This is a genomic window from Streptomyces sp. SAS_272 (assembly GCF_052543235.1).
The window spans coordinates 146556-170101 of the sequence record NZ_JBMNDR010000002.1 but is presented as its reverse complement, the minus strand read 5'-3'; the positions used below and the strand labels follow the sequence as shown (position 1 = coordinate 170101).

The following is a 23546-nucleotide window of genomic DNA, read 5'->3' as shown; positions in this document are numbered from 1 at the left end:
CAGGTAACTGAAGAGGGCCAGGGCCGCTATCCATCGTTGATATCTGCGGGCCTTTGCAGGGTCGCGTAGGCGAGGTAGTCGGTTCCGGCTCGTTCGGCGTAGCGCATCGCGGTCTTGGGGTTGATGCCGAGGGCGTCGGCGAGGACGGATGGAGGGGCTTGTCGGACCATCTGCATCCAGGCTCTGGAGCGCGTCGCCATGGCGGGGATGCCGTTTTCGCGGAGGATCGTCGCGACGGAGTAGACGTGCATCGTTCGGCCGGGCATCCGGCCGGGGAACGCCAAAGGGGAGTCCGGATTCGCCGCCGTGCTGAGGCCCGGGCGTGAGGCGAGGTGGAAGCGGATCACAGCGGCAGCCGGTTCCGGGATGTCCGTCCAGTCCTTGCCGAGTTTGACCTGTAGCCCGTCTTGGCCTTCACGGAATGCGTCCATGCGCATGGTGACGATCTTGGAGACCGGCTGTCCGAACAGGACGAGCATGATGCCGATGGCCCTGTGCGCGGTGGGCAGAGTTTCGTGGAGGAGGAGGGCGCGAAGTGCTTCGACGTAGTTCTTCTCGCTGGCCAGGGGGCCGTTGCCGTGTGGTTGCCAGGGGACTGCGATCTTGTGGACCAGCCTCTGCTTGATGGCCCAGTAGAGGAAGTTGTTGGCGTGGCCGCGGGTACTGGTGCCGCCACCGAACCAGGCGTCGACATCGTGCTGGGTGCACTCGTTGAGCTGTCGCCCCCGGTCCGCCAGCCATTGAAGGAACTGGATGGCAAGGGTGGTGTGCTGCTTGGCGCGCAGGAACGAGTTCGCGGTCACAGGCCCTTGGCGGGAGCCATCCCGAAGGCGTCGCGTGACATGCCATCGGGTATAGCGTTCGACGAGTTTCCGCTGGTCGGCATCCGCGATGGCGTCGATTTTTGCCGCGAGCCAGCGGTCGTAGGCGACCAGGTTCTCGTCGCGCCAAGGCAGGCATCCATGGGTGCCGAGAAGGCCGCGTACGTACTCGACCGTCCTGGACCGCGGCAAGGAGTCGAAAGCCTCGTGACTGAGGATGATGTCGCCGCTGGCCAGTCTTTGCAGGAGATCAGGCACGCGTCGGTTCATGTGGATCCAAGCCCACCCGCTGTTCGGCCGGGGCATCCCGATGATGGCTTGCGCCAGTGCCTGAAGATCCTCGGGTATCGCGCCGCCGGGGCCGGCGAGGAGCTTGTTGATTCGGTCCGAGAGCAGACAGCGCCAGCAGACGTTGTTGTCGTTGGCCAGGTTCTCCTCGCCGCATCTCTTGCACTGGACCTCGATCGGCACGTCGCAACAACGGATGCAGACAGGGCGACCTTGCGGATCGAGGCCGGGCAGGATGCCGGTGTGGCCGCATGCGGCGCAGGTGCCTTGGAGGTTGCGGGCGGCGCGGACGCAGTAGTAGCAGACGGTGCCTTCAGACCACTGCTGACTTGCCGGGTAGCAGGAGCCGCAGCGGCCACAGGCCGGCCAACGGCTCGGGTCGGATGTGTACTTGCGCGGTGCGGGCACTCTTAGTCCTCGATGATGCGGGCGCGTTCGGGCCGGAAGTCGGAGTTGATCTCGATGACGGCGGCCTCGCCGGCGGTGCGTTTGCGGCGGTCGGCTTCGACGTAGGGCTCGATGAGGTCGGCCGGGGAGCAATCGAGGATGTCGCAGAGCGCGGCAAGGACGGGCAGGGACAGACGCTCCGGCCGGTCCGTCACTAGCCGGTAGACCTGTGCTGTGGAGAGGTTGACGCCTCGCTCGCGCAGGAGGGGGATGAGCTCGGTGGTCTTCCAGATGTTGTGTGCGGCCATGATCCTCCGCAGGTGCCAGTGGTAACCCAACCGCCTGATCATCCGAGTCCCTCTCCAGTCGCGGCGCCGATGGCGCGGCTGATCGTGCCGTCCAGAACCTTGCGCAGCGTCCGGGTTCGGAAGTCCGATGACACCGAGGTGTAGAGCGCCGTGGTGGAGGCGTAGGAGTGTCCGACCTGCTGCTGGACGAACAGGGGGTCGTATCCGGCCTCGATCAGGTGCGTCACATACGAGTGACGCAGGCAGTGGAGGGTCAGCCCTCGCGGCAGGCCGAGCGCGTCTCGGTAGGAGGCGAACCGGTCGCCCAGTGCTCCCATGTCCAGGCGCGGTGATCGTTCGCTCGGCCAGAGGGCACCGTTGCCAGCAGCGGTTTCGAACAGAGTCCGGTAGCTGCCGACCCACTGCTCAAGGACCTTGACCGACCAGGGAAAGACCGTGAGAACGCTGCGGCGCTTGGGCGCGGAGCCCTTTGACGCCTTGCCCAACGGACGTAGACGACGCCGAGATCACCGAACTCGGGAGCATGCGGGTTGTGGCCCAGGTCCGCCAGGTCCAACTTGATCACTTCACGACGCCGCAGCCCCCAGGCGTAGGTGGCCTTCATCGCGGTCGCGTCACGCATGGCCGGCAGCCAGCCCTTGCGGCCCGAGGTGCGGGCCGCGGCCACCTGATCGTCGGCGTAGTCGAAGAACTGCTGGAGCTCTTGCTTCGTCAAGGCACGCCGTCCGGGACGGCCTTCGTACTCTGCCGCGTGCACGGCCGTGTTCCACTCGAAGAACACCTGAGACGGATGGGTGCCGAAGAGTCGCTCGCTGACGGCCGTCCACGGGGGTCGGCGGCGTACTCCAGGAACAGCCGGACGTGGCCGTGGTACCCGCGGATGGTGGAGTGGGACCGTTCCCGACCGTCGCTCCTGAGGTGGGCGGTGTACTCCTCCACATCGGCCGGGCGCCAAGTCCACGGCCACTCGTTGGTGAAGCGCTGGAACCGCTGGACCGCCGACAGGCGGTCCTCGATCGTTCTCTTGCTCAGATTTCGGGCCAGTTGCTGGTCCCGCCACCCCGCGAGCATGCCCTCGAAGACCTGAGTCTCCGGATGCAACAGCGGTGCACCACCCACGATGAACAGCGTCGGTGCCGCCCCCGGCACACCCCATGAAGAACCGCCCACGCCAACCCCCAACACGCCGCGAGTAGGGCGAATGAATCGTTCATTAGATGAGAACGACTGAGGTCTTGGCAGGTCACGCGGGGTGCTGCGACGCAGCTCAAGGAGCTCCTGGACGGCTCGCCCACGTGGCGAGCAGCCGGATCTTGCCTGCTCCGGCGGCTCCTATCGCGGAGAGGCGAGTTCTCGCGTCTGATGCAATTCACATCCCTTTTCATTTGATAATGGCGGTTATCAGACCCTGATGAGAGTCGCCGCATCGAGCTGTCTCGTCCAGCTGGGTGATTCACATCCGAAGTGCCACTCCCCCGAGAGATGCGACAGAATGACGGATCAGTTTCCCGACTGAACAGCGCTGAGGGGGGTGGCAGCGGGAAATGGTCGAGCACAGCCGCGGTCCGTGTTGCCGAAAAGGGTTCACTGCGCGGGGCACCTACCGGCCAGCGGTGTTCAACCGCTCTCGGTCCGATGGTTGAGCGCATGGCCGCCGTCGGCGAGAAGGGGCAGACACCGGAGCTCGTGGACGGACCCGGCTGGAGCCGCCCCGGACTGGACGTCGCCGCGGGCCGTTATCCGCTCTCGGTGGAGCGGCATGTGGCGCGCATGGTCGATCACCTGGTCCCCGGGGTGACCACGCAGACGCCGCACGGGCGTTACTACGCACTGCACGGGCTGATCGCGGCGCAAGCCGATGCGGAAGACCTGACGGTCTCGGCCGCCCAGACTCTGCTGCGCCGCGCGGAAGTGGCTTTGGCCGCTGTGTCGTTCGCGCATCATCCGCAGCCTCTGGAGTGGCTGCCGCGTGCTCACGGGGTCGATGCCCTGGCCCGGCGGCTGCACGCCGGCACGGTCACCATGTCCGAGGCCGAGGTCCCGGGCAAGGACGGGTATGTGGGCAACTCGTGGGGGTTCTGGGCACCGTACGCCGGATCCGAGGTCGCGCTCGGCATCCTCGGTGCGGGCCCCATGCCGGTTCCCGGACCGCGGTTGGAGACCGGGGCACTACGAGCTGGGCTGGGCGGGCTGCTCGAACTGACCGCCGAGGACACGCTGAACGTGGATGATCTCGCCTCTTTCGGGGACCGGCTGTGCGTGTGTGTGGGCGGTGAGCATCCTGACGGGGTGTGGCTGGCGAACCTCATGTGCAAGCCCGGTGCACCGGCCGAAGCAGGTTCCCGCTCGGCAGCGCGACGACAGACGATTCAGCTTCTGGCTCGTGTGGTCGCCACACATCCCGTCCGATATTTCACCCGCGACATCGGCCATGTGCTCGCTTTCGGCGACTTCCTGACCACCGATCCCGTGACCTGCGGCATCGACGCGGCCGGTGCCTGGCGCGGAGCGGTGCTGCGGAACTACTCCGTCGGAGCGTGGCGCCGCCTGTGGTCCTGGCTCGTGGAGCAGGTCGACGGGCTGGTGCCGATCGAGGAAGTGGCCGACCGCTTTGCAGCGGAGCTTCCCGACATGACGGTGGACGCGTTCCTGTCCTCCCTCCCCGCGACGCAGAGCACGTCCGGAGCGCCGTTGCCCGCCGAGCACGACCTGAGGTGGGCGGGTGATCCCTTGCCCCTCGCCGAACTGCGGGTGCTTGCCACCAGTGCCCGTCGGGTGGCCGAACTCACCGGTCGGGTCCAGGACGCGTTCCTTGGCCAACGCGGTGTCGAACTCGGCCCGGAATGGGTCCAGCGGCGGCTTGACGAGGCGCGGCCCATGAGACTGCGCGATGTCGCCCGCCGACTCACCTACGACCTGGTGGCGCGGTCGCAGCGGATCGCGCTGGCCAAGGCCCGCCGACGTGCTGACGGCACGCTGTGGTTACCGACCCGGCTGCACGAGCGGGGCGGGCTGCTGTACCGGACGAGCCAGGAGGGGCGCGGTGACGTCGGGCTACGGCTGGACCAGCTCGGGACCGTCCTGGCCACCTGCGGCGTGCTGCACTACGACGACCAGCACTGGTCGGTGACCAGTAGCGGGAGGGCTCTCGTTGACTGAGACCGCGCCGGCACCGGTCGTGGTGGAGCCACCAACCGCGTTCGCCTCTCCGCTGACCCTCATCCTCGACGAGGAGCGCGCGGGCGGGCGGAACCTGGAAGAAGCACTCTTCCTCAGCTTCACCGCCGATCTCGGCTTCTTCGAGGAGGTCGCCCTCGGCGTCACCCAGGCCACCGGCGCACGCGTCACGGTGGTGGGAGACGTCTCCATGGCCCGGAACGATCCCCGCTCCGTCCGGCGGGCCGGCCGCAGCTACCTCGCCGGTCTGGCATACGCCTACGGTCCCGCTTTCCATCCCAAGCTGTTCGTCCTCGCCGGACCGGAACACGCCACCATCGCCCTCGGCTCCGGCAACACCACGCTGGCCGGGTGGCAGGCCAACGCCGAACTGTGGACGGTTCTGCGGGTGGACGGTGAGCAGAGTCCCACCGCGGTTCCGGAGCTGTCGGCATGGCTGCGCGGCCTACCGGAATGGGTGAGATTCTCCGCCGGAGTGCCACAGGCGCTGGGTCGGGTCGCAGCGCTACTGGACCGGCTCCACCGCGACAGGACACCTGCGGCGTCGCAGGTCCGCGTCGTCAGCAGTCTGCGTTCGCCGATCATCGATCAGCTGCCGCAGGGGCCCGTCGACGAACTGGCCGTGTTCGCGCCCTTCTACGACCGGCGCTCGATGGCACTGCGGCGGCTGCTCGAACGCTTCCGTCCGAGCCGGTTCACCCTCGCCTACCAGCCCGGGCTCAGTGATCTCGACGGTCCGTCGGTCGCCGCCCTCGTGAAGGAGTACGACGGACGCGTCATCAGCGACAACGACCAGCGGTACCGCCATGGGAAACTCGTCGAGTGGGTCTCCGAGGGGCAGCGGTGGGCCCTGACCGGCAGCCCGAACCTCTCCGCCGCGGCTCTGCTGCTTTCCCAGGGCGACGGCGGCAACTGCGAACTCGGCATCATCGCTCCCATCACCGCCACCCTCCTTCCGGACGGCAGCGACGAGCCCGCCGCCCGGCTGCACACGGTCCCGCCCCTTCCCCGCCCCATCGCCAGCAGTGGGCCACTGCTGCTCGGTGCTCTACGCGTACCGGACGGCCTGGAGATCAGCGTGGCCCGGCCTCTCCCCGACACCGCTCACCTGGAGTTGTCTCAGGCCGCGGCACCGCCGGAGGCATGGGAGCGTATCGCCGAAATCCCGTCCGGACAGGCCACGCTGACGGTGACGGCTCCGGCGGATGCGGGCAGCCGTGTGCGCCTGGTCGTCCTCGACAGCGACGGGGTACCAAGCTTCGGCAACATCGTGTTCGTCGTCGACCCTGACCGCGCCTTGCGCCGAATGACCCCGGCCCAGTCCCAGACCCCCACGACACGGCCACCCGACCTGTTCGCGGACCCCCGGCTCGCCGAACGATTCCTGGGCGACCTGGAAACCCTCCGTACGGGACTGACCCCCACCCCAGCGGGCGTATCCGCGAGCAGCAGCACCAGCGGTGCGGCCGCGACGGCCCCGCTGGACGGCGACGAGGACGGCTGGGAGAGCTACCTGGACGAATGCACCGGACGCATCGGACACCCGCTCACTCGCTTCGCGCTGGGGCTCCCACTGCCCACCGACAACAGCACGCCCTTTCAGGACCTGCTGCCCGTCTCCTGGGACGAGCGGTTCACCGACGACATCGAAGCCGCCCTCGACGATGACGACGCCGAGGCCGTGGCAGCAGAACACGACCCCGAGGCAGCCTGTGCCGAAGCGAACGCCATCATCCTGCCCGACCTCCGGCAGGCCGACCAGGAAGTCCGCCGTAGATACCGGCGCTGGGTGGAGCGCCTCGTCGCCCTCTCTCCCCAACTGGGCCCTCCGGAGCGCATGCTCGTCGTCCGGCTGACCTTGTGGACCGTCGCGGCAGGCGCCTGGCCCCCGGGACACACCGACTGGCTGCCACTGCTCTCTCGGGCCGTTCGCGCACTGAACCGAAACGATCTCCCCGAGCGGATCGAGCCGCAGGTCGGCAGCCTCGCCGCAGTCGCCCTCGCCGTGCTACGAAGCCACGCCCCACGCTACGAGATCACCCCTGAGACACTCGCCTTCAACGAAGCCTCCCAGGCAGTCGGTCACCTGCTTCCCGCAGTGGACTCCGCGTACGTCGCGGAATACACGGCGCTGCTCGACACAGCCTTCGGCCCAGCCGTCGACCAGGCCGCCGTGCTCGATGTCGCGTCGGACGTCGTCCAGGACGATCCCCTCGCTGACGCCGTATGGTCCCTCACCGAGAAGGGGCGCGACGTACACCGCCACGGACGACTCCTTCTCCATGTCACCGGCCGCTTCAGCAACCCCGCGCTCGTGGCACTCGAAGCAGTCGGTGCCGCCGAGGATGCGCCCCTCGTCGGGGCCTGGGCCGACGACTCGGGCTCGGACTCCGGCGGGGGAGCCTGGGCGCTGGTCGTCTGGCGTCGCCCCGACCTCATCGTGGTCGATGCCCGCCGGCCGATTCCCCTCTGGCGGCATTACCGGCTCACCGGACTGGTAGGCCCCAGAGCCCTCGCCGCACAGCGCGGCTTCGAATCCGCCGCCTCCGTCCCCCACGGCCCCCGCAACCAGCCCTTCGAACTGGCTCACCAAGTCCTGTCGGACCTCGGCCTGGTTGGACCCCGTCCACCACAATGTGAGCCATAGCCTGGGGAGTTTTTACATGTCCATCGCGGAAGATCCGCGTCACGGACACCCGATCACCGCGCACTCACGATCAGTCGAGACCAAGGTGCGAGCGGCATCGACAGCAGTATGCATGTGATGCCGCGTCTCAGCGGCGACACCGCCCGCGTTCAGATCCCTGCGTGCAGGTGGGCCGCCCAGAGGTAGGGGGACTTGGGATAGCGATCACGGACCTTGCGCACAGTGTGGTGCAAAGCACGGGCCGCCGCATCCGTGTCGAGGCCACCATGCTGGTCGGTGACCCCGCCGAGCTCAGCATAGAAGTCAGCTGCCATATGCGAGGCCACCTCGTCGTTTATCTCCCAGAGGGTGCCGATGACGTGGGGAAAACCCGCGAGCTGAAAGGCCGATGTGAGATGGATGGCCTCGTCGATCAGCTCCACGGATTCCATGAACGCTGTTCGGCACGCTGACAGGTAGGCCAGTTGGGCCGAGTCCATCCGTCTTGGCCGTGTCGGTGTGGAGGAGACGCCGGCGGACGCGCTGAAGCTGATGACGGATGTGCAGCTCCCCCGTGTCCAGGCTCACGTGGGCGGTCAGATGGCTCTACTGCGACGCTCGATCAGCACGACGTCCCGCCACACGCCGCATTGCCGGCCAATGCGCTCCCTCGTGCCGACGACGCGGAACCCGGCCCGCGCATGGAGAGCGAGACTGGCGGTGTTCTCGGGGAACACGCCTGATTGGATCGTCCACACGCCCGCTGCCTCGGTCGACGCGATCAGGGCGCGGAGCAAGGCCCCTCCGATGCCACGGCCGCGTGCGGCCGGGTGGACGTACACCGAGTGTTCGACGACGCCTGCATGGGCGCAACGGTCGGAGACCGCCACCGCGGTGACCCAGCCCAGCACCCCGCCGGTGTCGTCGAGCGCGACGTGACGGTGTCGGGGCAGCTTGGCGACGTCGAACTCTTCCCAGGTGGGGGCGGTGGTCTCGAAGGTGGCGTTGCCTTCGTCGATGCCGAGTCGGTAGATCGTCAGAACGGCGTCTGCGTGCTCAGCCCCCATCTCGGCAATGCGCACCCCGCCCACCGCGCTCATGGCTGGGCCGCCGGGCTGATCTCGTCGACGAGGCCGCGGACGCGCTTCTCGATCTCGTCGCGGATCGGGCGGACCCCTTCGACTCCCTGCCCGGCCGGGTCCGGGAGCTCCCAGTCGAGGTAACGCTTGCCGGGGAAGACCGGGCAGGTGTCGCCGCAGCCCATGGTGATGACGACGTCGGACGCCTGGACGGCCTCCACGGTGAGCACCTTGGGGACCTCGGCCGAGATGTCGATGCCCACTTCCGTCAAGGCCTCAACCACGGCCGGGTTCACGGTGTCGGCGGGGGCGGAACCGGCGGAGCGCACCTGGACACGGCCGCCCGCCAGGTGGGTGAGGAAGGCGGCGGCCATCTGGGAGCGTCCGGCGTTGTGGACGCAGACGAACAGGACGGAGGGGCGCGCGTCAGGAGTGGACATCACGGGTGTCTTTCTGGGCGGGTCGGGCAGGGAGCGGCGAGTTCGGGTTCGCCGTCGGTGATGACAGCGCTCGTCCGGGCCGGTGCGGGGTGGGTGAAGACGGCGGCGACCAAGCCGAGGCCGATGACGGCACCGGCGAGCTGGGCCACGATGAACGGGATGACCGAGGCGGGTGCGATGCCGGCGAAGGTGTCCGTGAAGGCGCGCCCGATGGTGACGGCCGGATTGGCGAACGACGTGGAGGACGTGAACCAGTACGCCGCGCCGATATAAGAGGCCACGGCGACAGGGGCGAGCTGGGCGCGGCCGGTGCGGGTGAGGCCGAAGACGACCAGGACGAGCCCGGCGGTCGCGACGAGTTCGCCGAGCCACACGTGACCGGCGGAGCGGTCATGGGTGGACCACTGGACCAGCGGCTCGGCGAACATGGCGTCGGCCAGGACGGCGCCGCCGATCGCCCCGGCCGTCTGTGCGGGAAGGTAGGCGGCCAGGTCCCGGAGGGCCAGCCCGTCGGGGGTGCGGCGGCCGGTGAACCAGGCCGCAAGCGTGACCACGGGGTTGAAGTGCGCGCCGGAGACCGGCCCGAACAGCGCGATGAGCACCCCCAGGCCGAATACGGTGGCCAGGGAGTTGGCCAGCAGTTGGACGCCGATGTCATCGGTAAGTTCCGTGGCCTGGATGCCGGAGCCCACCACTACCGCGACCAGGGCGGCCGACCCCACCGCCTCAGCGAGGGTCCGGCGGCCGAGCGATGCGCTCACGCGCTCGCTTCAGCCGTCTGGGCGGTCGCCAGGAACGCGGACAGCCGGTCCAGGGTGCCGGGCACCGCCCAGTAGTACACCCACGTGCCCCGGCGCTCGCAGTCGATCAGACCAGCCTGCCGCAGCAGCTTGAGGTGGTGCGAGATCGTCGGCTGCGACAGCTCGAAGGCCGGGGTCAGGTCGCACACGCAGACCTCGCCGCCCGACCGCGAAGCGATCATCGACAGCAGCCGCAGCCGGACCGGGTCGCCCAGCGCCTTGAAGACCTTCGCCAGGTCGGCCGCCTGGACGTCATCCAGCGGGCCGGTGGCCAGTCCGGGGCAGCAGCCCGCGGGGCCGTCGCTCTGCCCGATCACCACAAGTTCCTGCTTCCGCATTCTTCTATGTTGACGTTTCTCGATCCAAGGCGCAAGCTCTATATCGACAGACATCAATGCAAGCAGATCGGAGTCATGTCATGTCCCGTGCCCAGCTCGCCCTGCGCGTCAGCGACCTCGAAGCATCGATCACCTTCTACGCCAAGCTCTTCGGCATCGAACCGGCCAAGCGGCGCGAGGGCTACGCCAACTTCGCCATCGCCGAACCCCCTCTCAAGCTCGTACTGATCGAGGGCGAGCCCGGCGAGGAAACCCGCCTCGACCACCTCGGCGTCGAGGTCGACTCCACCGACCAGGTCGACGCCGCCACCATCCGCCTGAAGGACGCCGGCCTGGCCACCTTCGAGGAGAACGACACCTCCTGCTGCTACGCCCTCCAGGACAAGGTGTGGGTCCACGGTCCCGGCAAGGAACCGTGGGAGGTCTACGTCGTCAAGGCCGACGCCGACACCCTCGGCAAGAGCGCCGACCCCGACGCCACCGGCGACGCCTGCTGCACCGGCCAGGCCACCGACGAGGCCCCGGCCGCTGTCGGGTGCTCCTGCGGCTGACCAGCCGCACTACCGGCGCGAGCGGGCGCCGAAGATGCCGTCCCCGGCGACGGCCCCGGTCTGGATGAGGGGCCGGATCTGCTTCCGGTAGACCTCCTCCTTCACAGCCGTCCCAGGTGTCCCACGAGTCGCAAGATCACTTGATCGCCGCCGTACCGCTCCCGTCTCCCTGCTGGGGGCCGGGAGTGGGCCGCGGGTCGGCGAGTGAGCATCAGGCGCGCTGCCCGTCAGCGGGTCATGCGGAGCGGCCGGACGGACGGACGGACGGACGTGCGGAGCTTGGCGCGGGGAAGGTGTCTTCTCCAGGGCTGTGGTCATAGGGCTGGTCACAGGGCTGGTCGTAGGGCCGAGGACCGTGCTGACGCGGACGGCGGCCTGCGCTACGGTCCCGGGCCATGGCGAATGGCGACGGTGTGCCGGAGAAGGTGGCGTGGGTGCTGGTTCGAGGCGATCGCGTGTTGGTGACACGAAGTCACGGCAGAGATCGCTTCTACTTCCCGGGCGGTCACCGTGAGACCGGCGAGTCCGACAGCGAGACCCTGGTGCGCGAGATCGACGAAGAACTACGGGCGGTGATCGACCCCGGCTCCATGGTGCACTTCGGAACCTTCGAGATCGGCGAGGGCCATCCGGATCACGGCCCCTTCAGAATGATCTGTTACACCGCCGATCACCGCGGTGAGCTGACCCCGTCGAGGGAGATCGCCGAGAAGGCGTGGTTCCGGTACGCCGATCGGGACCGGGTCTCGGCCGTCGACGAGATGGTCTTTGACGCACTGCACTTGGGCGGGCAGCTTTCGTGACCTGGTGACCTGGTGACCTGGTGACCTGGTGGCCTGGTGGCCTGGTGACTGCTGCACAGCAGCACAGCAGCACAGCAGCACAGCTAAACGCGGCTGCCTCGGACGGCGGCCTGCGGCCGGAGGGCGAGGGCCGGCGCACCGTCCGACAGGGAACGGACCGATCCGGTCGGTTGTGCGGGAAACCCTGGTCCTGATGCGGCGATGCCGTCAGTCACAGGTCCCAGACCTGGTCCGGGTCGTCCAGCGCCGCGCGGACCTGGGAGAGGTCTCCGATGTCCGCGAGCGGAGAGCTCTTGGCGATGTCGACGATCCCACGCACGACGGTGTGCAGCACTTCGCCGTTGCCGTCCTCGAGTGCCGTGTCGAGGCGGGCGAACATCTCCTCGTAGAGGTGGCGCCGTTCCGCGAACGCCTGCGCGAAGTAGTCCTTGAGGATGGCTTCGGCGGCCCGGATCCGAGCGACCTCCGTGGCCTCGTAGGCCTCGATCCGGGCTCGCTTGGTGCTCTCGACCTCATGGACGTGGATGCACTCACGGGCGGCCTCGACGATCTGGTTCAGCGCGGCGAACCCGTCCATCGCGCGTAGGGGGCCCCTGGCCGCCTCGAAGACCTTGCCGACATGCACCTTGGGCTGGTCAGGCATCGTGAGTCTCCTCGATCAAGGGTCGGTACCTGATGGTGAGGTCCGCGCTGCGCTCGTCCAGCTCGCCCTCGGCGTCGACGATCGGAGTCGCCGCAACGTCGCGGACCCCCATGACCAGTGTCATGGCCCGCTGGAAGCGCGCGGCGTGCTTCGGCGGATCGAACGGCTCGGACTCGAGGAGGTCCAGCGCCTCGAGCGCCCTGCAGGTGAGGTCCGCGAGCAACTCGCGCAATTCCGCGGAGCGGGCGTCGACGCCCTTCAGGCGGGCGCCGGTCTCGTCGAGTTCAGCGACCGCCACGGCGATCTTTGCCTCGAAGTCCCTGGCCCGGGTGAGCGCCTTGGTTCCTTGGCCCTTGACGAGCAGTCCACCGACGAGCAGAGCGGGTCCGACGGTGACAAAGTTGAGCACCGTGGCTCCCAGAGCCATCCCGCCGCCGCCCGATGCGAGCGAACCACCGCCCAGGAAGGCGAGGGTCGCGCTCTCGGCCGCGGCGCCCGCCAAGCCCGAGATCGCCGCGCCGGTGCTCGCGACTCCGAAGCTGCTCGCTGCCGCCGTGATCCCGACGCCCGCTCCCGCGCCTGCCGCCGCAGAGCCCAGAGCCCCGCCGATCCATGCCATCGCGTCGACATCGAGACCATGAAGCCCCGGGACCTTGGTCATGGTGGCGTCGATGCCCTCGACCAGCAACCGCTCGCTCTCGCGCACCTGCCGCTCGTGGCGACGCAAGAAGTCGCCCATGCGCAGGACGACATCGACCAGCGCCTGCCTCTGCTGCTCGCCCAGCGTCTCCAGGGCGGTGTTCGTTGCTGCCAGTGCGTCCTCGGCCTGGGCCAGGCGTCGCTCGTAGACCTGGCCCGCCTCCTCCTGCCGGGCCTTCGAACGCCTGAGGTCGTAGACGCCCTTGCCGCCGACGGCGACCCCGCTGCCGCCGGTCGCCACACCGACGCCGATGAGCACGATCGGTATGAAGAACGGCACGAACCCCTCCGCGGTGCAACAGGAACCCTCGTCGATCAGCAGGTTCGCCCGTTCACATTGTGCCCATGGGCAACAGCCAGAAGGGAGAAACCGGGAAACACCGGGAAACATCGTGAAACTAGAGCGACATTCCCGTCACGATGCCCACCAGCGTGAACGTGAAGAACGCCGTGCCCCAGGCCAGTGCGTGGCGGACACAGCGGTATTTGGTCCAGACGATCTGGGACAGGATCGCGAGCTGGCTCAGATCACGGGACATGGGGTCGGTTCGGCGCACCGTCCGCTCCAGGTGGGCGAGCGACACGGCCAGCCGCGCGTCACCGAAGTAGTGGCCTCGGGAGTGGTGGGGGCTTCCGAGCCGTGGTGTCACGGCCAGGCCCAGCAGGACAAGGGCCGGTGCACAGGCGGCGCAGCCCACCCAGAGGAGGAGCTGCGGTACGACCGGGTAGTGCCGTGGGGCGATGAGGCCGCTGCCGATCGCACCGAACAGGGCGGTCAGCGTCGCGCCCATGGCCGCCAGTATGAGGCCGGCCTTGTTGTCGGCCCTCGCGAGCTCCTCACGGGCCTCGGACAGCAGAATCCTGGCGAGTTCCGCGCCCCGGTCGGGCGCCGCGCCGGTGTCGTCGTGGTTGTCGGGCTCTGTGTCGGCGCCGCCTCCGGGTGTGGTCATGCCTCCCCCTCCTGTCCGTCGGTGTCAGGCGGCCGCCCCGGGGTGCGGGACGGCCGTGGTGCTGTGTTCCTGGCGCTGCCGGGTACGTCAGACCGTCGAGGAGCGGCGGATCTCGTCCTCCAGCGCGTTCACTGCCTGTCGGACCCGGATGTTCATCGTTGCCGTGTGTTCCCGCAACGCCGCCTCCGACTCGACACGATGGCGTCGGACCTCCTGTTCGATGGCGTCCTGTCCCATCTCGAAGTTCGCCATGGCCTGGCGCTCGGCGAGCCGTACCTCCTCGCTGTGGATCTTCACCGCGCTGTTGCTCTCGCCTGTGAGCATCCGGTCGTAGGCGGTCTCACCGCTCAGGTACTTCACCAGCACGGGGAGCACGTCGAGCAGGACGAACAGCAGGCGGACGAGCCAGATGCCGACGAACAGCACCGCGTTCCCGCTCGCGAGTTCGTCGAGTGCCCGGATCCGTTCCAGGGCGCCGATCTCCTTCTGCTTCGCGCGTTCGGCGTCCAGCCGCCGTTCGATGCCGTCGGCCCGGGTCTTGAGGAACGCGGTGCGTGACGAGGTCAGTCCGGCCTCGATCCCGGAGATGGTGTTGTGCATGCCGGCGAGCCGTTTCTCGTTCTCACCGGTGTGATGGGTGGTCCGGTAGTCGCGCGCCTTGCCCCGCAGGCGCTGGCACTCGGACGTCCGTTGGTACAGGCCGGTGGAGGCCATGCGGATCAGTACGCGGCACTCGTCGCGTACCTCGGAGTCGATGGCTTCCAGTCTGGTGGTGTCCACGTCCACGCGCTTCTGCAGCGTGGCGGCGTCCGAGCGCAGGGCGGCCAGTTCCTCGGCCTGCTCGCCGGGCGTCGCGCCGAAGGAGAGGATGTACGTCGTTCCGCAGCCTTTCGGAACGTCGATCCGCGTCGTGGACGGTACGGGGTTGCAGCGGACCAGGTTCGTGCGCAGCTCGTCGACGACACGCGTACGTTCGTCCGCGACATGCTGCTCGACGGCCGTCTGGAAGATACGCAGAACCAAAGGCTCCGCGATCACCGCGCCGAGCATCAGAGCGATCAGCAGCCGCGTGAGGAGGGGCCCGACCTGTCGTCGCGCGTTCGGCTGGGGAGTGACCAGCCAGCGGTCGAGGTTGAGCACGAACAGCATCCAGATGACGGTCGGGACCAGCGCCGCTGCGGAGACCCTGCCGAGCGCCTCCGTCGCGAAGTTCCACATGGAGAACGCCGCGATGACAGAGGTCCCGAGCACGACCCCGCCGAGGGCCGTGTACTTGCTCCGCTCGTATCCGACCCTGTCCAGCAGCTCCTCGTCGACGCCGGTCAGGGTGCGCAGACGTCGTGCGGCGTCGAGGCCGAGGCGGCCGGCGGCGCGGTCACGGGACTCTTCACCAGTGGTCCGGGCCGGGGTCGCCCCGCCCGGGGTGCGGGCAGCGGGCCGGCCGTTCGCAGCAGGGGAGGCAGCCGCGTCGCCGGTGCCCGGACCATCCGCCGGGCCGGAGGCCGAGGTCGTCGTACGGTCGGTCTGGATGTCAGTCAACGAGATCGTCCTCGTCCTTGACGAAACCGCCCTCCGGGGCGCGCGAACCGTCCCGGGCCGCTGCCGCTCGGCCGGGTCGTGCCTGTCCCGACTCGACCATGCGGGCAGGGTCCGCGGCGGCTCCGATGCCGGGCACCGGCTGACCGCCCGTCTCCCGCAGGACCTGGTCCAGCATCTGGTGGTAGTCGACGTAGTCGCTGCCGGCGGCCTGTCGCAGCAGCGTCAACAGCATCTCGCGGCGTATCTGCGCCTCCGCAGTCTCCAGTGACTGCGTGTGGGCCCGTTCCCCTGTTTCGGCCTTCTGCCGGCGGGACGACTCCTCCTCGGCGATCCGGTGGATGCGGGACGCCACCTCGGTGACGTCGATCTCCTTGCGCGCGATGCCGAAGGCGTCGACGTGGTCGGAACCGTGGGAGAGCAGTTCCGCGATCCGGAGCGCGTCCTGGGTCTCGAAGTCGCGCTGTCCACGCTGGAGTTCCCAGGAACGCCGCTCATCGCGCAGTTTCTGCTCCCAGTCCCGCAGCTCCTGCGAGGCGTGCACCTCGGCGCTGACGAACTCGATGCTCATACCGGCGACACGCGGCGGCACGATCGCGCTGTAGGCGGTCATGCGGTGGCCGGCCTCGGTGCGCACCGCGTTGATCTCCTCCACGCGGTGTCCGGCGCTCACCCTCGGGAGGTCGCAGTCGCCCATCAGGTACGCACGCAGGGGAACGGTGACGTCGATGACCCCCTGCCGGGCGACGACGGTCGGGTCGGTCACCTGGCAGGTGAAGGACGCTCGCAGGGTGAAGTTGTCCGCTTCGCTCACCGACGGCAGTGTGCGCTCCACATCGACCAGGCGTGCCCGGGTGTCGACCAGGCTCACCGAGGTGGCGTCGAGGACGTCGGGGTGGGACGGGTCGAACACCATGCCCTCGGAGAAGGTGCGGTAGTTCCCGCCGACCCGGAAGACATGGACCGCGCCGGGCGGCAGCGGAGGCACGCCGTCGCGACGGCGACGTCGAGACCACCAGGCGCCCTGGACCGTGGCCAGGATGTGCTCGGCTATGACCGGGTAGTTCACTTGCTTCGGCCTCCTTGAGCGGAAGGGAAGGGGACGCTGGAAGGAAGGGACGCGGTGGAGCGCCGGGAGTCCGCCGACGCCTGGCCGCGCAGTGATCCGAGGAGCACCTGGACCAGACGGCCGGCATCGGGCATCGCGTAGTCGGGGTGCCGGAGGGCGAGGGACAGGTGGTGGCGCAGCGCGGTCCACTGCCTCGGGGTCATGGCATTCCGCATGGCTTCGCCGAGTTCGCGGACGGTAGCGGTGACGGACGGGTCGTCGCGCAACTGCACCAGCGTCCGGCACAGCGCGCTCACCGCCCGGCTGCGGTTGCTGCTGTGCAGGACGTCCGCCCACAGCGACGCGAGATGGCGGGCGCTGTCCGGAACGCTCCGCAGGAGTGCCGCGGTCGCGGGCTCGGCGCTTCCCAGCCGGGTGGTTTCCAGGAGTTGGACGGCGATCCTCAGCGCGATCGACCGCTCCCGGGAACCCGGCGGCGCCTTCACGATCACAGTCCGTACGAACCGGAGGATCAGCAGGGCGCGTTCAGGCTCCCGTTCCGCGGTCTGCAGCAGCAGCACCAGGGAGTGGCGGGCCGAGAAGGCGACCCGCTCGCCCCGGCACGCCAGGAACCACAGCCATTTGAGTGCTTCCAGGCGGTAGAGCGAGCCCAGGCGACCCGTCAGCGCCATGGCCGCCGTCACGGCACGCCCCGCGCCTCGGTTGTCCACCCAGCTCACGACCGTGCTCAGGGCCTGTGGGGCGAGATGCTCGACGTCGCACATGAACTGGAGCGTCAGCGCGGCCGTCACCCGCTGGTTGGTAAGCCCCTCGGACCACACCGTCAGCAGGCTCTCGTCGACCTCGACGAGCGCGTTCCGGGCCAGCAGCGCGACACCCCGGGCCACTTCCGTGCGGGTGTCCAGGTCGCCCAGCAGGGCCAGTTCGCCGAGCCATTGGCGCAGCGGATACCAGAGCTCGTAGCCGTACAGGTCGTGCAGCTCCGCGATGACGAGTTCGCGGATGCGGGGTGAGGTGAAGACCAGACACCGTTCACTGCGCCCGTCGCCGGGGATCGGGCCGAGCCTGTGCTCGGTCGTCACCAGCCCCACCGCCCGTTCTCGCCACCGGGCGCGGGACTGGCCGGCCACCGCACCGGCCGACGGCGCCGCGGTCGATCCGTCCGGCTCCGCGATCGGCGTCTCGCCGCTCTGCTCCCAGTTGCGCACATGCGTGGCGAGGGCGGCGCACTCCTTCTCGAACGTCCGCTCCGGGATGCCCTCCAGGAAGGCCAGGGCAGCGAGCGGGAGCAGGTCCTCAGCACTCGGCCGCTCCCGGAACCACTCCTGGACCCGCTCCCGGTAGCGGTCCCGCAGGGTGTCCAGCGCCTTCTCCGCGCCGTCCCGGGACAGGACCACAGCCGCTGCGACGACGTCCGTCGGCCGCCGCTGTTCGCTGACCCGCTCCCGCAGTTCCCTCTCGGTTCCCGGCTCGAGGACGGCGTCCGGCAGCTGCGCCACGCAGTGCTCGAACAGTTCCTCCGGGTCAGGAGCCTGCCAGGACACGCAATGGTCCCGCAGCGCCAGCCGGCGGCGGGCCGTGTCACCTGCCGTGATCACCAGGAAAGACCCCTTGCGGCTGAGCTCCTCGCTCAACCGCCCGATGTCGTACGCCTGTACGGCCTCGGGACGCCGCTCTCCGACGTAGTCGAGGATGACGTACCCCTGCCCAGGCTTGAGATCCTTCGAAGCGGCCAGGTCGGCGAGGGCGTTGGCCGGCGAGAGGCTGCGCGGCCCGACGTCCTCGCCCAGGATCCTTCTGAGCAGAGCGAGGGACCCGGTGCCCCGACCGCTGTTGTCCTGGCCTGTCAGTACGACGAGGGCGTCTTCGCGCAGCTTGCCGAGAGCCTCGTCGAAGCAGGGTTGCGGCGGGACGTAGAACCGCAGGGCCTGGTCCACCTCCTCCCGCTCGATGGTGCCGGGGGCGAGTCCGGGGGACGACGCCGCGCCGAAGCCGAATGCCGCTCCGGAGGCGTCGACGACGCCGTAGAAGTTGTTGTTGACGAGCTGGTGAACGCGGCGCAGTTCGTCGAAGCCCCGGTCGTCGTCCTCCCGCTCGTCCGGCTCCTTGCGCCGCCCGGCGGCCATGTCCTTGCCGGTATCCGGGCCGAGATCCTCGTCTGCGGCCTCGGGCGGGGCGTCGGGCTCCGGCACGTGCGGTACGGCCGGCGCTTCGTCCGGGTCCGAAGCGTCAGCCACCGGCGCTCCCGAAGCCGAAGACGGCGCCCCGGGCGTCCACGGAGCCCGCCACGTTGGTGACGTTGATGCTCTCGGCCCGGTACTCGTTGCTGATCCCTGTTCCCCCGGCGACCGGATCTGCGGCGGCCGGGTCCGCGGCGGCCGGTCCGTGCCGGTCCCCCGCGGGCGGACCCGACGCCGGAACAGCGGAGGCGGACCGCCCCTCCTCCGTTGTTCCGGGTGTACGCGGCGCGGGGGTCGGTACGGCGAGTGCGGGCACGCTCAGCCAGGCGGATGCCTCGTACTCCTTCACTCGGACGGTGACGCGGGTGAAGTCATCGGTGGACAGGGTCGTGTGGCCGCCCGCCACCGTGGACCGGAAGACGTCGTCGGACAGCAACAGCACGAGGTCGGCTTCGGGGTGCGTGGCCAGGGCGTCGTAGAGCTGATCCGCGCCCAGCAGTCGCGCCGTGGCCACCACCGCCGAACCGGCGAAGCCGTTTTCGGCCATCTCCACCAGTCCCTGGTGGACCACCGCCCGCAGACGCATCCGGGCCTCGGGCACGCGCTGGGCGTTGTACCGGCGCAGCTCGGCGACGAGATGGCGGACGTAGTCGTCGACCAGCCGTGGCTCGGTGCCGTCCAAGGGACGCACCGCGAGCTGTTCGTCGCCTTTGCGCTGGATCTGCCACTGCGCACGGTCCAGGCCGGCGCCCCTGGCCGCTCGGTCGAGCAATCGCGGCAGGTCATGCTGGATTTCGGACTGACTTCGGTCGTTCTTGCTGCCGTAGGCCTGCGCGTCCACGGCTATACAGGCGCAGTGACAGAACCCGGACCACTCAAGCACCGGATCATTCCTCTCTGAGCTGGGCGTGGGCGGACAGGGCCCACGAAGTGCTGCCCGAGAGGCTAGGAGCGTTCGCGTGGAGTGATCCCGTATCAATACGGGTTGTCGGCCACGACTTTGGCGAATTCAAGCAGTTTCGGAACGTCACAGATGGTTATGTTTCGGTAACTGCGCTCCACCAGGCCTTTGGCGGCCAGGGCGGCCAGACTCTTTTCGGCCGTGTTGAGAGCGAGGCCGGCCAACGACGCGAGCTCTTTCTGCGTGAGTGTCACCCCGAGGTCGCACCGCTTGCCGTCACCGTCCGGCGCGGGCTGGGCATAGGCCTGGCTCAACTCCGCCAGGACCCGGGCCAGTCGGGTCAGCGAGTCGTAGGCCTGGAAGTCGATCCTGCGCCGGTTGGCCCAGCGCAGCCGGGCGCACAGCATGTGGAGGACGGCCCGCACGGCGTCCGGGTGGTGAGCGAGGAAGGTCTCCAACGCCCGCACCTGGATGATGCGGGCAGTCACGTCGCTGCACGCCACGACCGTGCCGGACCTGGGGCGCTCCTCGAAGGCCGCCATCTCGCCGACCAGGTCACCCGCTATACGGACGGCGAGCAGCATGTCGTAGCCGCTCTCCGTGCTGGCGACCACCTTCACGACACCACTCGTGACCAGCAGGACGTGCCGGCTGTCGTCACCCTGCTGCAGCAGGGTCCGATGCGGCGGATAGGTGATCGGAGTGCCCTGCCGTAGAAGTTCGTCCCGTGTGGCATTCCGCAACCTGCCGAGAAAGGTGGACGGCGGCCACGCGTGATTCACCAACACCCCCGACGATCTCACTTGGCAGCACAGTGGGCCGTTCAAATGCCTGACCATGTTGCCGTCGAATCGTGTCCCGGAAAACAGCCGGGGTGGCATGTGGCCTATTTCCTCGCTTCGCAGCCGGAATTGACCTGATGGACCGCCGGGCCGTCAGCCGGCGGTGGATCGCCGCCTTCCTCGCCGTCTCCGGAATCCGTGCGGAGACGGCCGTCTGGGCCCCGCGGCGGCGCAGTGCGGCAGCGAAGGGCACGGCCCGCAGAAGGCGCCGTCGAAGACGGCCAGGTGCACGTGCAGCGCGCACAGGACAGGCCCCCCGCGGGTGCGTGGGGGGCCTGTCTGCGTCTGGGCCTGTGTGGGCTGGGTCGGGGGTGGTTATCGGACGTCGACGTAGTCGCCGGCGGCGGCCACGGCCGGGGCGGTCGACGTGCCGGCGAACTTGTAGCGGAAGTAGCCGTCCTGGGTCGCCTTGACCGTCGTCTTCAGGGAGCCCGTCGCGGACGACGTCACCGTCTTGACGTTGGTGTACGTGCTGGAGTTCTTCTTACGGAACTGCAGGATCACCTTCTGCTTGGCGTAGCCCGCGTACTTGTTGGTGTCCCAGTTGGCCCGGGACAGCACGCCGGTGACCGTGATGGTCCTGCCCTTCTTGACGGGCTCGGGCGTGGCGTTCGTGGTGAGCCGCGCGTCGCGCTGCACCCGGAACGTGGTGGCCGCGTCCCGGTGGATGTAGTCGTAGTCGTTCGCGGAGACCAGCGTGCCGAGCTTCCAGGTGCCCGCCGCGCTGTTGCCGACGAACCCGGTGGCCGCCGTCGGGTCGAACGTCAGCGTGCCTGTGCACGTCGACGTGGTGGCGCTCTTCTTGACGCACGTGATGTCGTCGTCCCAGACCTGCGCGAAGTTCGGCGTCGGGCCGAAGGCGCTGATGTACGTGGTCTTGGCGATGCCGGAGTCGTCCGTCGCGGTCACGGAGACCTTGGCGGACACCACCCTGGTGGTGCCGACCACGACCGGCTTGCCGCCGTTGACGACGACCTTGTCGATCCTGATGTCGCCCGCGCCGCCGTCGGTCGCCTGGGCGGCGGTGGCACCGGTCGCGGTGGCGACCAGCGCGATGCCGGTGCCGAGCAGAGCGAGGCGCATGGTTGCGCGCATGAGTGTTCCCCCTGAGTCGGTGAATCAGGGGGAGCGTAATGCTTTGGCCAAGGTTTCAGCACATTGTTTTCGCCCTGGGCTCAAGGGAGTTGACGTCGTCGGGCGCACTCCGGCGCAATCCGCGCGTCTCAGGCGTCTCAGGCGTCTCAGGCCGCCTCGGCGCGGACCCGGCCCGATTCGACGGCGTGGAGCAGGGCCTGGTGGTCGGATTCGTTCTGGTCGGCGTAGAGCTCCGCGAACGTGGTCAGAGCGCGGTCGAAGACGTCGCCGGAACCCAGATAGGCGGCGATCGCTATACGGTCGCCGGAGCGGGCGTGGGCGCGGGCCAGAGTGGCGCCGCAGAGCCTGCCGAAGAGGGACATCCGGTTCGGCGACATGTTCTCGGGCACGGCGATGCCCTTCCAGTCCCGCAGCTGGCGGACGTAGAAGTCGCGGCGGCGGCCGTCGAGGCCGGTGGTGCGTTCCCAGCCGAGGAAGATGTCGCTGGTCGCCTGCATCAGCCGCTGGCCGGCGACGACCCGCTCGCCCTGGGTGCGGTACTCGCCGGCGCCCGCATAGGGGGCCAGCACCGACTCGTCGGCCTCCTTGGCCTGCAGGAAGAGGGGATCGTCGTCGTCCTTGCCGAGCAGCAGCACGATCCAGCAGCGGGTGCCCACACTGCCCACTCCGACCACCTTGCGGGCGATGTCGGCGACGCGGTAGCCCTGCAGGAGGAACCTGCGGTCGGACTGCAGGGACCCCACGTACCCGTCGACGATCTTGCCGATCTCCCGCTCCATCACGTCGCTCTCCGCGCTCGGCAGCAGGTCGGCCAGCCGGACCAGGAGGGGTGGGTCGTTCGCGATCAGCCGCCGGCCGCCGACCACGTGCGTGAGTTTGTCGACGACCTGCAGGTTGTCGTGCTGCCGGGCCCGTTCCCTGGCCTGCCGCCAGCGTTCACGGTTCTTGGCGCCGAGCTCCGGAGCGTACGTCTCCTGCAGTTCGTCCGCCTCGAAGCGGCTGTACCAGACCTCGAGGTTGCCCATCTCCGCGAAGCCGCGCATCCGTTCGCGGTAGGCCCGCACGGCCGACCGGACCACCGACGCCCGCTCCTTGGAGCTGAAGCCGTTCGCCCGGCCCGCGATGACGAGGCTGGCCGCCAGCCGCTTGACGTCCCACTCCCAGGGTCCGGGCAGCGTCTCGTCGAAGTCGTTGATGTCGAACATCAGACGGCGTTCCGGAGACGCCAGCAGCCGGAAGTTGAGCATGTGCGCGTCGCCGCACAGCTGGACCCGGATGCCGGTGCGCGGAGTCTCCGCCAGGTCCGCCGCCATGATGGAGGCGGCGCCCCGGTAGAACCGGAACGGCGACTCGCTCATCCGCCCGTAGCGGATCGGGACGAGCTCGGGGACCCGCTGCGCGGACTGCGCCTCGATGACGTCCACCGGGTCGGTGCGTTTCGGCGGCGGCGTGAACTCGGCGTGTGCGGACCTCGGTACGTCGGTCCTCGCTGCCCGGCCGAGCTCGGCCCGCTCCCTCGGGGTGCGGTGGCGCCGGTCGTCGCCGTGACCGTTACGGGTCGTGATGCTCTCGCTCATCTCAGACGCTCCACACGGGGCTCGTCGGCCGTTGACGGAAGAGAAGGAAGAGGGGGAGGGGGAGGGGGAGGGGGAGGGGAGGAAGGGGGAAGGCAGGAGGTCGCCCGGGGGTTCCCGCTGTCCCGGTCGTCCCGGTCGGGTGATCGTCCCGGTAATCGTCCCGGTCGGGTGATCGTCCCGGTCGTCGGCCCGTGCGGCCGTCCAGGCCGTTGGCCGTCCGGCGGGTCCGGATCTCCGGCTGTCCCGGCACATCCGGCACATCCGGCAGCGGGCCATCGGTCGTTCGCCCGCTCTGCGGGGCGGACCGTGCGGTCCTCGTCGACAGGTGGGACTGTGGGCCGGACGGGCGACCGGCGCCCGTCATCCAACGTATCCCCGCACCCGGCCTCCGGCGACTCGGCCACCTGGCGGCACAGCGACTCGGCGGCCCAGCGGC

General features: G+C 69.1%; 23 protein-coding genes and 1 pseudogene. 4 read left to right on the top strand and 20 right to left on the bottom strand.

The window, feature by feature from the left end:
* Window positions 1-26: 26 nt before the first annotated feature.
* The 4 genes from ACN6LD_RS02380 to ACN6LD_RS02365 all read right to left on the bottom strand — a co-directional run bounded on the left by ACN6LD_RS02380 (window position 27) and on the right by ACN6LD_RS02365 (window position 2875).
* Window positions 27-1517: a hypothetical protein gene (locus ACN6LD_RS02380; protein WP_445042374.1), complete on the bottom strand. Its 1491-nt coding sequence runs from the start codon at window positions 1515-1517 to the stop codon at window positions 27-29.
* 2 nt (window positions 1518-1519) lie between these two features.
* Window positions 1520-1846 carry a helix-turn-helix domain-containing protein gene (locus tag ACN6LD_RS02375; protein ID WP_319191314.1) on the bottom strand — a complete coding sequence of 109 codons (327 nt, stop codon included), beginning with the start codon at window positions 1844-1846 and terminating at the stop codon, window positions 1520-1522.
* Window positions 1843-2289: a tyrosine-type recombinase/integrase gene (locus ACN6LD_RS02370; protein ID WP_445042373.1), complete on the bottom strand. Its 447-nt coding sequence runs from the start codon at window positions 2287-2289 to the stop codon at window positions 1843-1845. Before ACN6LD_RS02370 ends, ACN6LD_RS02375 begins: the two co-directional genes overlap by 4 nt.
* A gap of 226 nt (window positions 2290-2515) precedes the next feature.
* Window positions 2516-2875 (bottom strand): phage integrase N-terminal SAM-like domain-containing protein, encoded by a 360-nt coding sequence (locus ACN6LD_RS02365; RefSeq protein ID WP_445042475.1) that lies wholly within the window; start codon window positions 2873-2875, stop codon window positions 2516-2518.
* A gap of 690 nt (window positions 2876-3565) precedes the next feature.
* On the opposite strand from ACN6LD_RS02365, the gene ACN6LD_RS02360 reads away from it, so the two are divergent.
* Window positions 3566-4963 (top strand): hypothetical protein, encoded by a 1398-nt coding sequence (locus tag ACN6LD_RS02360; protein WP_445042372.1) that lies wholly within the window; start codon window positions 3566-3568, stop codon window positions 4961-4963.
* Window positions 4956-7628 (top strand): hypothetical protein, encoded by a 2673-nt coding sequence (locus tag ACN6LD_RS02355; RefSeq protein ID WP_445042371.1) that lies wholly within the window; start codon window positions 4956-4958, stop codon window positions 7626-7628. The genes ACN6LD_RS02360 and ACN6LD_RS02355 overlap by 8 nt, the downstream gene beginning before the upstream one ends.
* Window positions 7629-7777: 149 nt before the next feature.
* Here the strand turns inward: ACN6LD_RS02355 and ACN6LD_RS02350 are convergent, their stop codons facing one another.
* The 5 genes from ACN6LD_RS02350 to ACN6LD_RS02330 form a co-directional block, all read right to left on the bottom strand.
* A complete protein-coding gene (locus ACN6LD_RS02350) occupies window positions 7778-8107 on the bottom strand; it encodes a CHAT domain-containing protein (RefSeq protein ID WP_319191322.1) in 330 nt (109 codons plus the stop codon).
* Window positions 8108-8203: 96 nt separating this feature from the next.
* The gene (locus ACN6LD_RS02345; RefSeq protein ID WP_319191324.1) at window positions 8204-8707 is read right to left on the bottom strand and encodes a GNAT family N-acetyltransferase; all 504 of its coding nucleotides are present in this window, start codon (window positions 8705-8707) and stop codon (window positions 8204-8206) included.
* Window positions 8704-9126: an arsenate reductase ArsC gene (locus ACN6LD_RS02340; protein WP_319191326.1), complete on the bottom strand. Its 423-nt coding sequence runs from the start codon at window positions 9124-9126 to the stop codon at window positions 8704-8706. Before ACN6LD_RS02340 ends, ACN6LD_RS02345 begins: the two co-directional genes overlap by 4 nt.
* Entirely contained in the window at window positions 9126-9887 is a 762-nt protein-coding gene (locus ACN6LD_RS02335; protein WP_319191327.1) for an MIP/aquaporin family protein, read from the bottom strand. Before ACN6LD_RS02335 ends, ACN6LD_RS02340 begins: the two co-directional genes overlap by 1 nt.
* Complete coding sequence (locus ACN6LD_RS02330) at window positions 9884-10264, bottom strand: ArsR/SmtB family transcription factor (RefSeq protein WP_319191328.1); 381 nt, start codon at window positions 10262-10264, stop codon at window positions 9884-9886. Before ACN6LD_RS02330 ends, ACN6LD_RS02335 begins: the two co-directional genes overlap by 4 nt.
* Before the next feature lie 80 nt (window positions 10265-10344).
* On the opposite strand from ACN6LD_RS02330, the gene ACN6LD_RS02325 reads away from it, so the two are divergent.
* The gene (locus ACN6LD_RS02325; protein WP_319191330.1) at window positions 10345-10815 is read left to right on the top strand and encodes an ArsI/CadI family heavy metal resistance metalloenzyme; all 471 of its coding nucleotides are present in this window, start codon (window positions 10345-10347) and stop codon (window positions 10813-10815) included.
* 9 nt (window positions 10816-10824) lie between these two features.
* Here ACN6LD_RS02325 and ACN6LD_RS02320 read toward each other — a convergent pair.
* Window positions 10825-10952, bottom strand: a pseudogene (locus ACN6LD_RS02320) (site-specific integrase); the annotation flags it as partial.
* 258 nt (window positions 10953-11210) lie between these two features.
* Here ACN6LD_RS02320 and ACN6LD_RS02315 point away from each other — a divergent pair.
* Complete coding sequence (locus tag ACN6LD_RS02315; protein ID WP_319191332.1) at window positions 11211-11618, top strand: NUDIX hydrolase; 408 nt, start codon at window positions 11211-11213, stop codon at window positions 11616-11618.
* 211 nt (window positions 11619-11829) lie between these two features.
* Here ACN6LD_RS02315 and ACN6LD_RS02310 read toward each other — a convergent pair whose 3' ends face one another.
* The 10 genes from ACN6LD_RS02310 to ACN6LD_RS02265 all read right to left on the bottom strand — a co-directional run bounded on the left by ACN6LD_RS02310 (window position 11830) and on the right by ACN6LD_RS02265 (window position 23110).
* On the bottom strand, window positions 11830-12261 hold the full coding sequence (locus ACN6LD_RS02310; RefSeq protein ID WP_319191334.1) for a hypothetical protein: 432 nt from the start codon (window positions 12259-12261) through the stop codon (window positions 11830-11832).
* Entirely contained in the window at window positions 12254-13240 is a 987-nt protein-coding gene (locus ACN6LD_RS02305) for a hypothetical protein (RefSeq protein WP_445042370.1), read from the bottom strand. The genes ACN6LD_RS02310 and ACN6LD_RS02305 overlap by 8 nt, the downstream gene beginning before the upstream one ends.
* 118 nt (window positions 13241-13358) lie before the next feature.
* Window positions 13359-13910 (bottom strand): Pycsar system effector family protein, encoded by a 552-nt coding sequence (locus ACN6LD_RS02300; RefSeq protein WP_319191338.1) that lies wholly within the window; start codon window positions 13908-13910, stop codon window positions 13359-13361.
* An 87-nt stretch (window positions 13911-13997) separates the two neighbouring features.
* On the bottom strand, window positions 13998-15449 hold the full coding sequence (locus ACN6LD_RS02295; RefSeq protein ID WP_445042369.1) for a DUF4407 domain-containing protein: 1452 nt from the start codon (window positions 15447-15449) through the stop codon (window positions 13998-14000).
* Window positions 15442-16515, bottom strand: coding sequence for an SPFH domain-containing protein (locus ACN6LD_RS02290; RefSeq protein WP_319191342.1), 1074 nt, complete (start codon window positions 16513-16515; stop codon window positions 15442-15444). Before ACN6LD_RS02290 ends, ACN6LD_RS02295 begins: the two co-directional genes overlap by 8 nt.
* A complete protein-coding gene (locus ACN6LD_RS02285) occupies window positions 16512-18752 on the bottom strand; it encodes a hypothetical protein (protein WP_445042368.1) in 2241 nt (746 codons plus the stop codon). The genes ACN6LD_RS02290 and ACN6LD_RS02285 overlap by 4 nt, the downstream gene beginning before the upstream one ends.
* The gene (locus tag ACN6LD_RS02280; protein ID WP_319191345.1) at window positions 18745-19578 is read right to left on the bottom strand and encodes a hypothetical protein; all 834 of its coding nucleotides are present in this window, start codon (window positions 19576-19578) and stop codon (window positions 18745-18747) included. The genes ACN6LD_RS02285 and ACN6LD_RS02280 overlap by 8 nt, the downstream gene beginning before the upstream one ends.
* A gap of 92 nt (window positions 19579-19670) precedes the next feature.
* Window positions 19671-20339: a Crp/Fnr family transcriptional regulator gene (locus ACN6LD_RS02275; protein WP_319191347.1), complete on the bottom strand. Its 669-nt coding sequence runs from the start codon at window positions 20337-20339 to the stop codon at window positions 19671-19673.
* A 414-nt stretch (window positions 20340-20753) separates the two neighbouring features.
* Window positions 20754-21533, bottom strand: a complete 780-nt coding sequence (locus ACN6LD_RS02270; protein ID WP_319191349.1) for a calcium-binding protein — start codon at window positions 21531-21533, stop codon at window positions 20754-20756.
* Window positions 21534-21679: 146 nt separating this feature from the next.
* Window positions 21680-23110 carry a DUF2252 domain-containing protein gene (locus ACN6LD_RS02265; RefSeq protein WP_319191351.1) on the bottom strand — a complete coding sequence of 477 codons (1431 nt, stop codon included), beginning with the start codon at window positions 23108-23110 and terminating at the stop codon, window positions 21680-21682.
* Window positions 23111-23546 lie beyond the last annotated feature (436 nt).

Excerpts from the sequence above, each read along its gene's own strand:
- ACN6LD_RS02350 (WP_319191322.1), bottom strand. The coding sequence starts at position 8,107 with ATGGACTCGGCCCAACTGGCCTACCTGTCAGCGTGCCGAACAGCGTTC.
- ACN6LD_RS02330 (WP_319191328.1), bottom strand. The coding sequence starts at position 10,264 with ATGCGGAAGCAGGAACTTGTGGTGATCGGGCAGAGCGACGGCCCCGCG.
- ACN6LD_RS02315 (WP_319191332.1), top strand. The coding sequence starts at position 11,211 with ATGGCGAATGGCGACGGTGTGCCGGAGAAGGTGGCGTGGGTGCTGGTT.
- ACN6LD_RS02365 (WP_445042475.1), bottom strand. The coding sequence starts at position 2,875 with ATGCTCGCGGGGTGGCGGGACCAGCAACTGGCCCGAAATCTGAGCAAG.
- ACN6LD_RS02325 (WP_319191330.1), top strand. The coding sequence starts at position 10,345 with ATGTCCCGTGCCCAGCTCGCCCTGCGCGTCAGCGACCTCGAAGCATCG.
- ACN6LD_RS02345 (WP_319191324.1), bottom strand. The coding sequence starts at position 8,707 with ATGAGCGCGGTGGGCGGGGTGCGCATTGCCGAGATGGGGGCTGAGCAC.
- ACN6LD_RS02300 (WP_319191338.1), bottom strand. The coding sequence starts at position 13,910 with ATGACCACACCCGGAGGCGGCGCCGACACAGAGCCCGACAACCACGAC.
- ACN6LD_RS02375 (WP_319191314.1), bottom strand. The coding sequence starts at position 1,846 with ATGATCAGGCGGTTGGGTTACCACTGGCACCTGCGGAGGATCATGGCC.
- ACN6LD_RS02265 (WP_319191351.1), bottom strand. The coding sequence starts at position 23,110 with ATGAGCGAGAGCATCACGACCCGTAACGGTCACGGCGACGACCGGCGC.
- ACN6LD_RS02340 (WP_319191326.1), bottom strand. The coding sequence starts at position 9,126 with ATGTCCACTCCTGACGCGCGCCCCTCCGTCCTGTTCGTCTGCGTCCAC.
- ACN6LD_RS02270 (WP_319191349.1), bottom strand. The coding sequence starts at position 21,533 with ATGCGCGCAACCATGCGCCTCGCTCTGCTCGGCACCGGCATCGCGCTG.
- ACN6LD_RS02310 (WP_319191334.1), bottom strand. The coding sequence starts at position 12,261 with ATGCCTGACCAGCCCAAGGTGCATGTCGGCAAGGTCTTCGAGGCGGCC.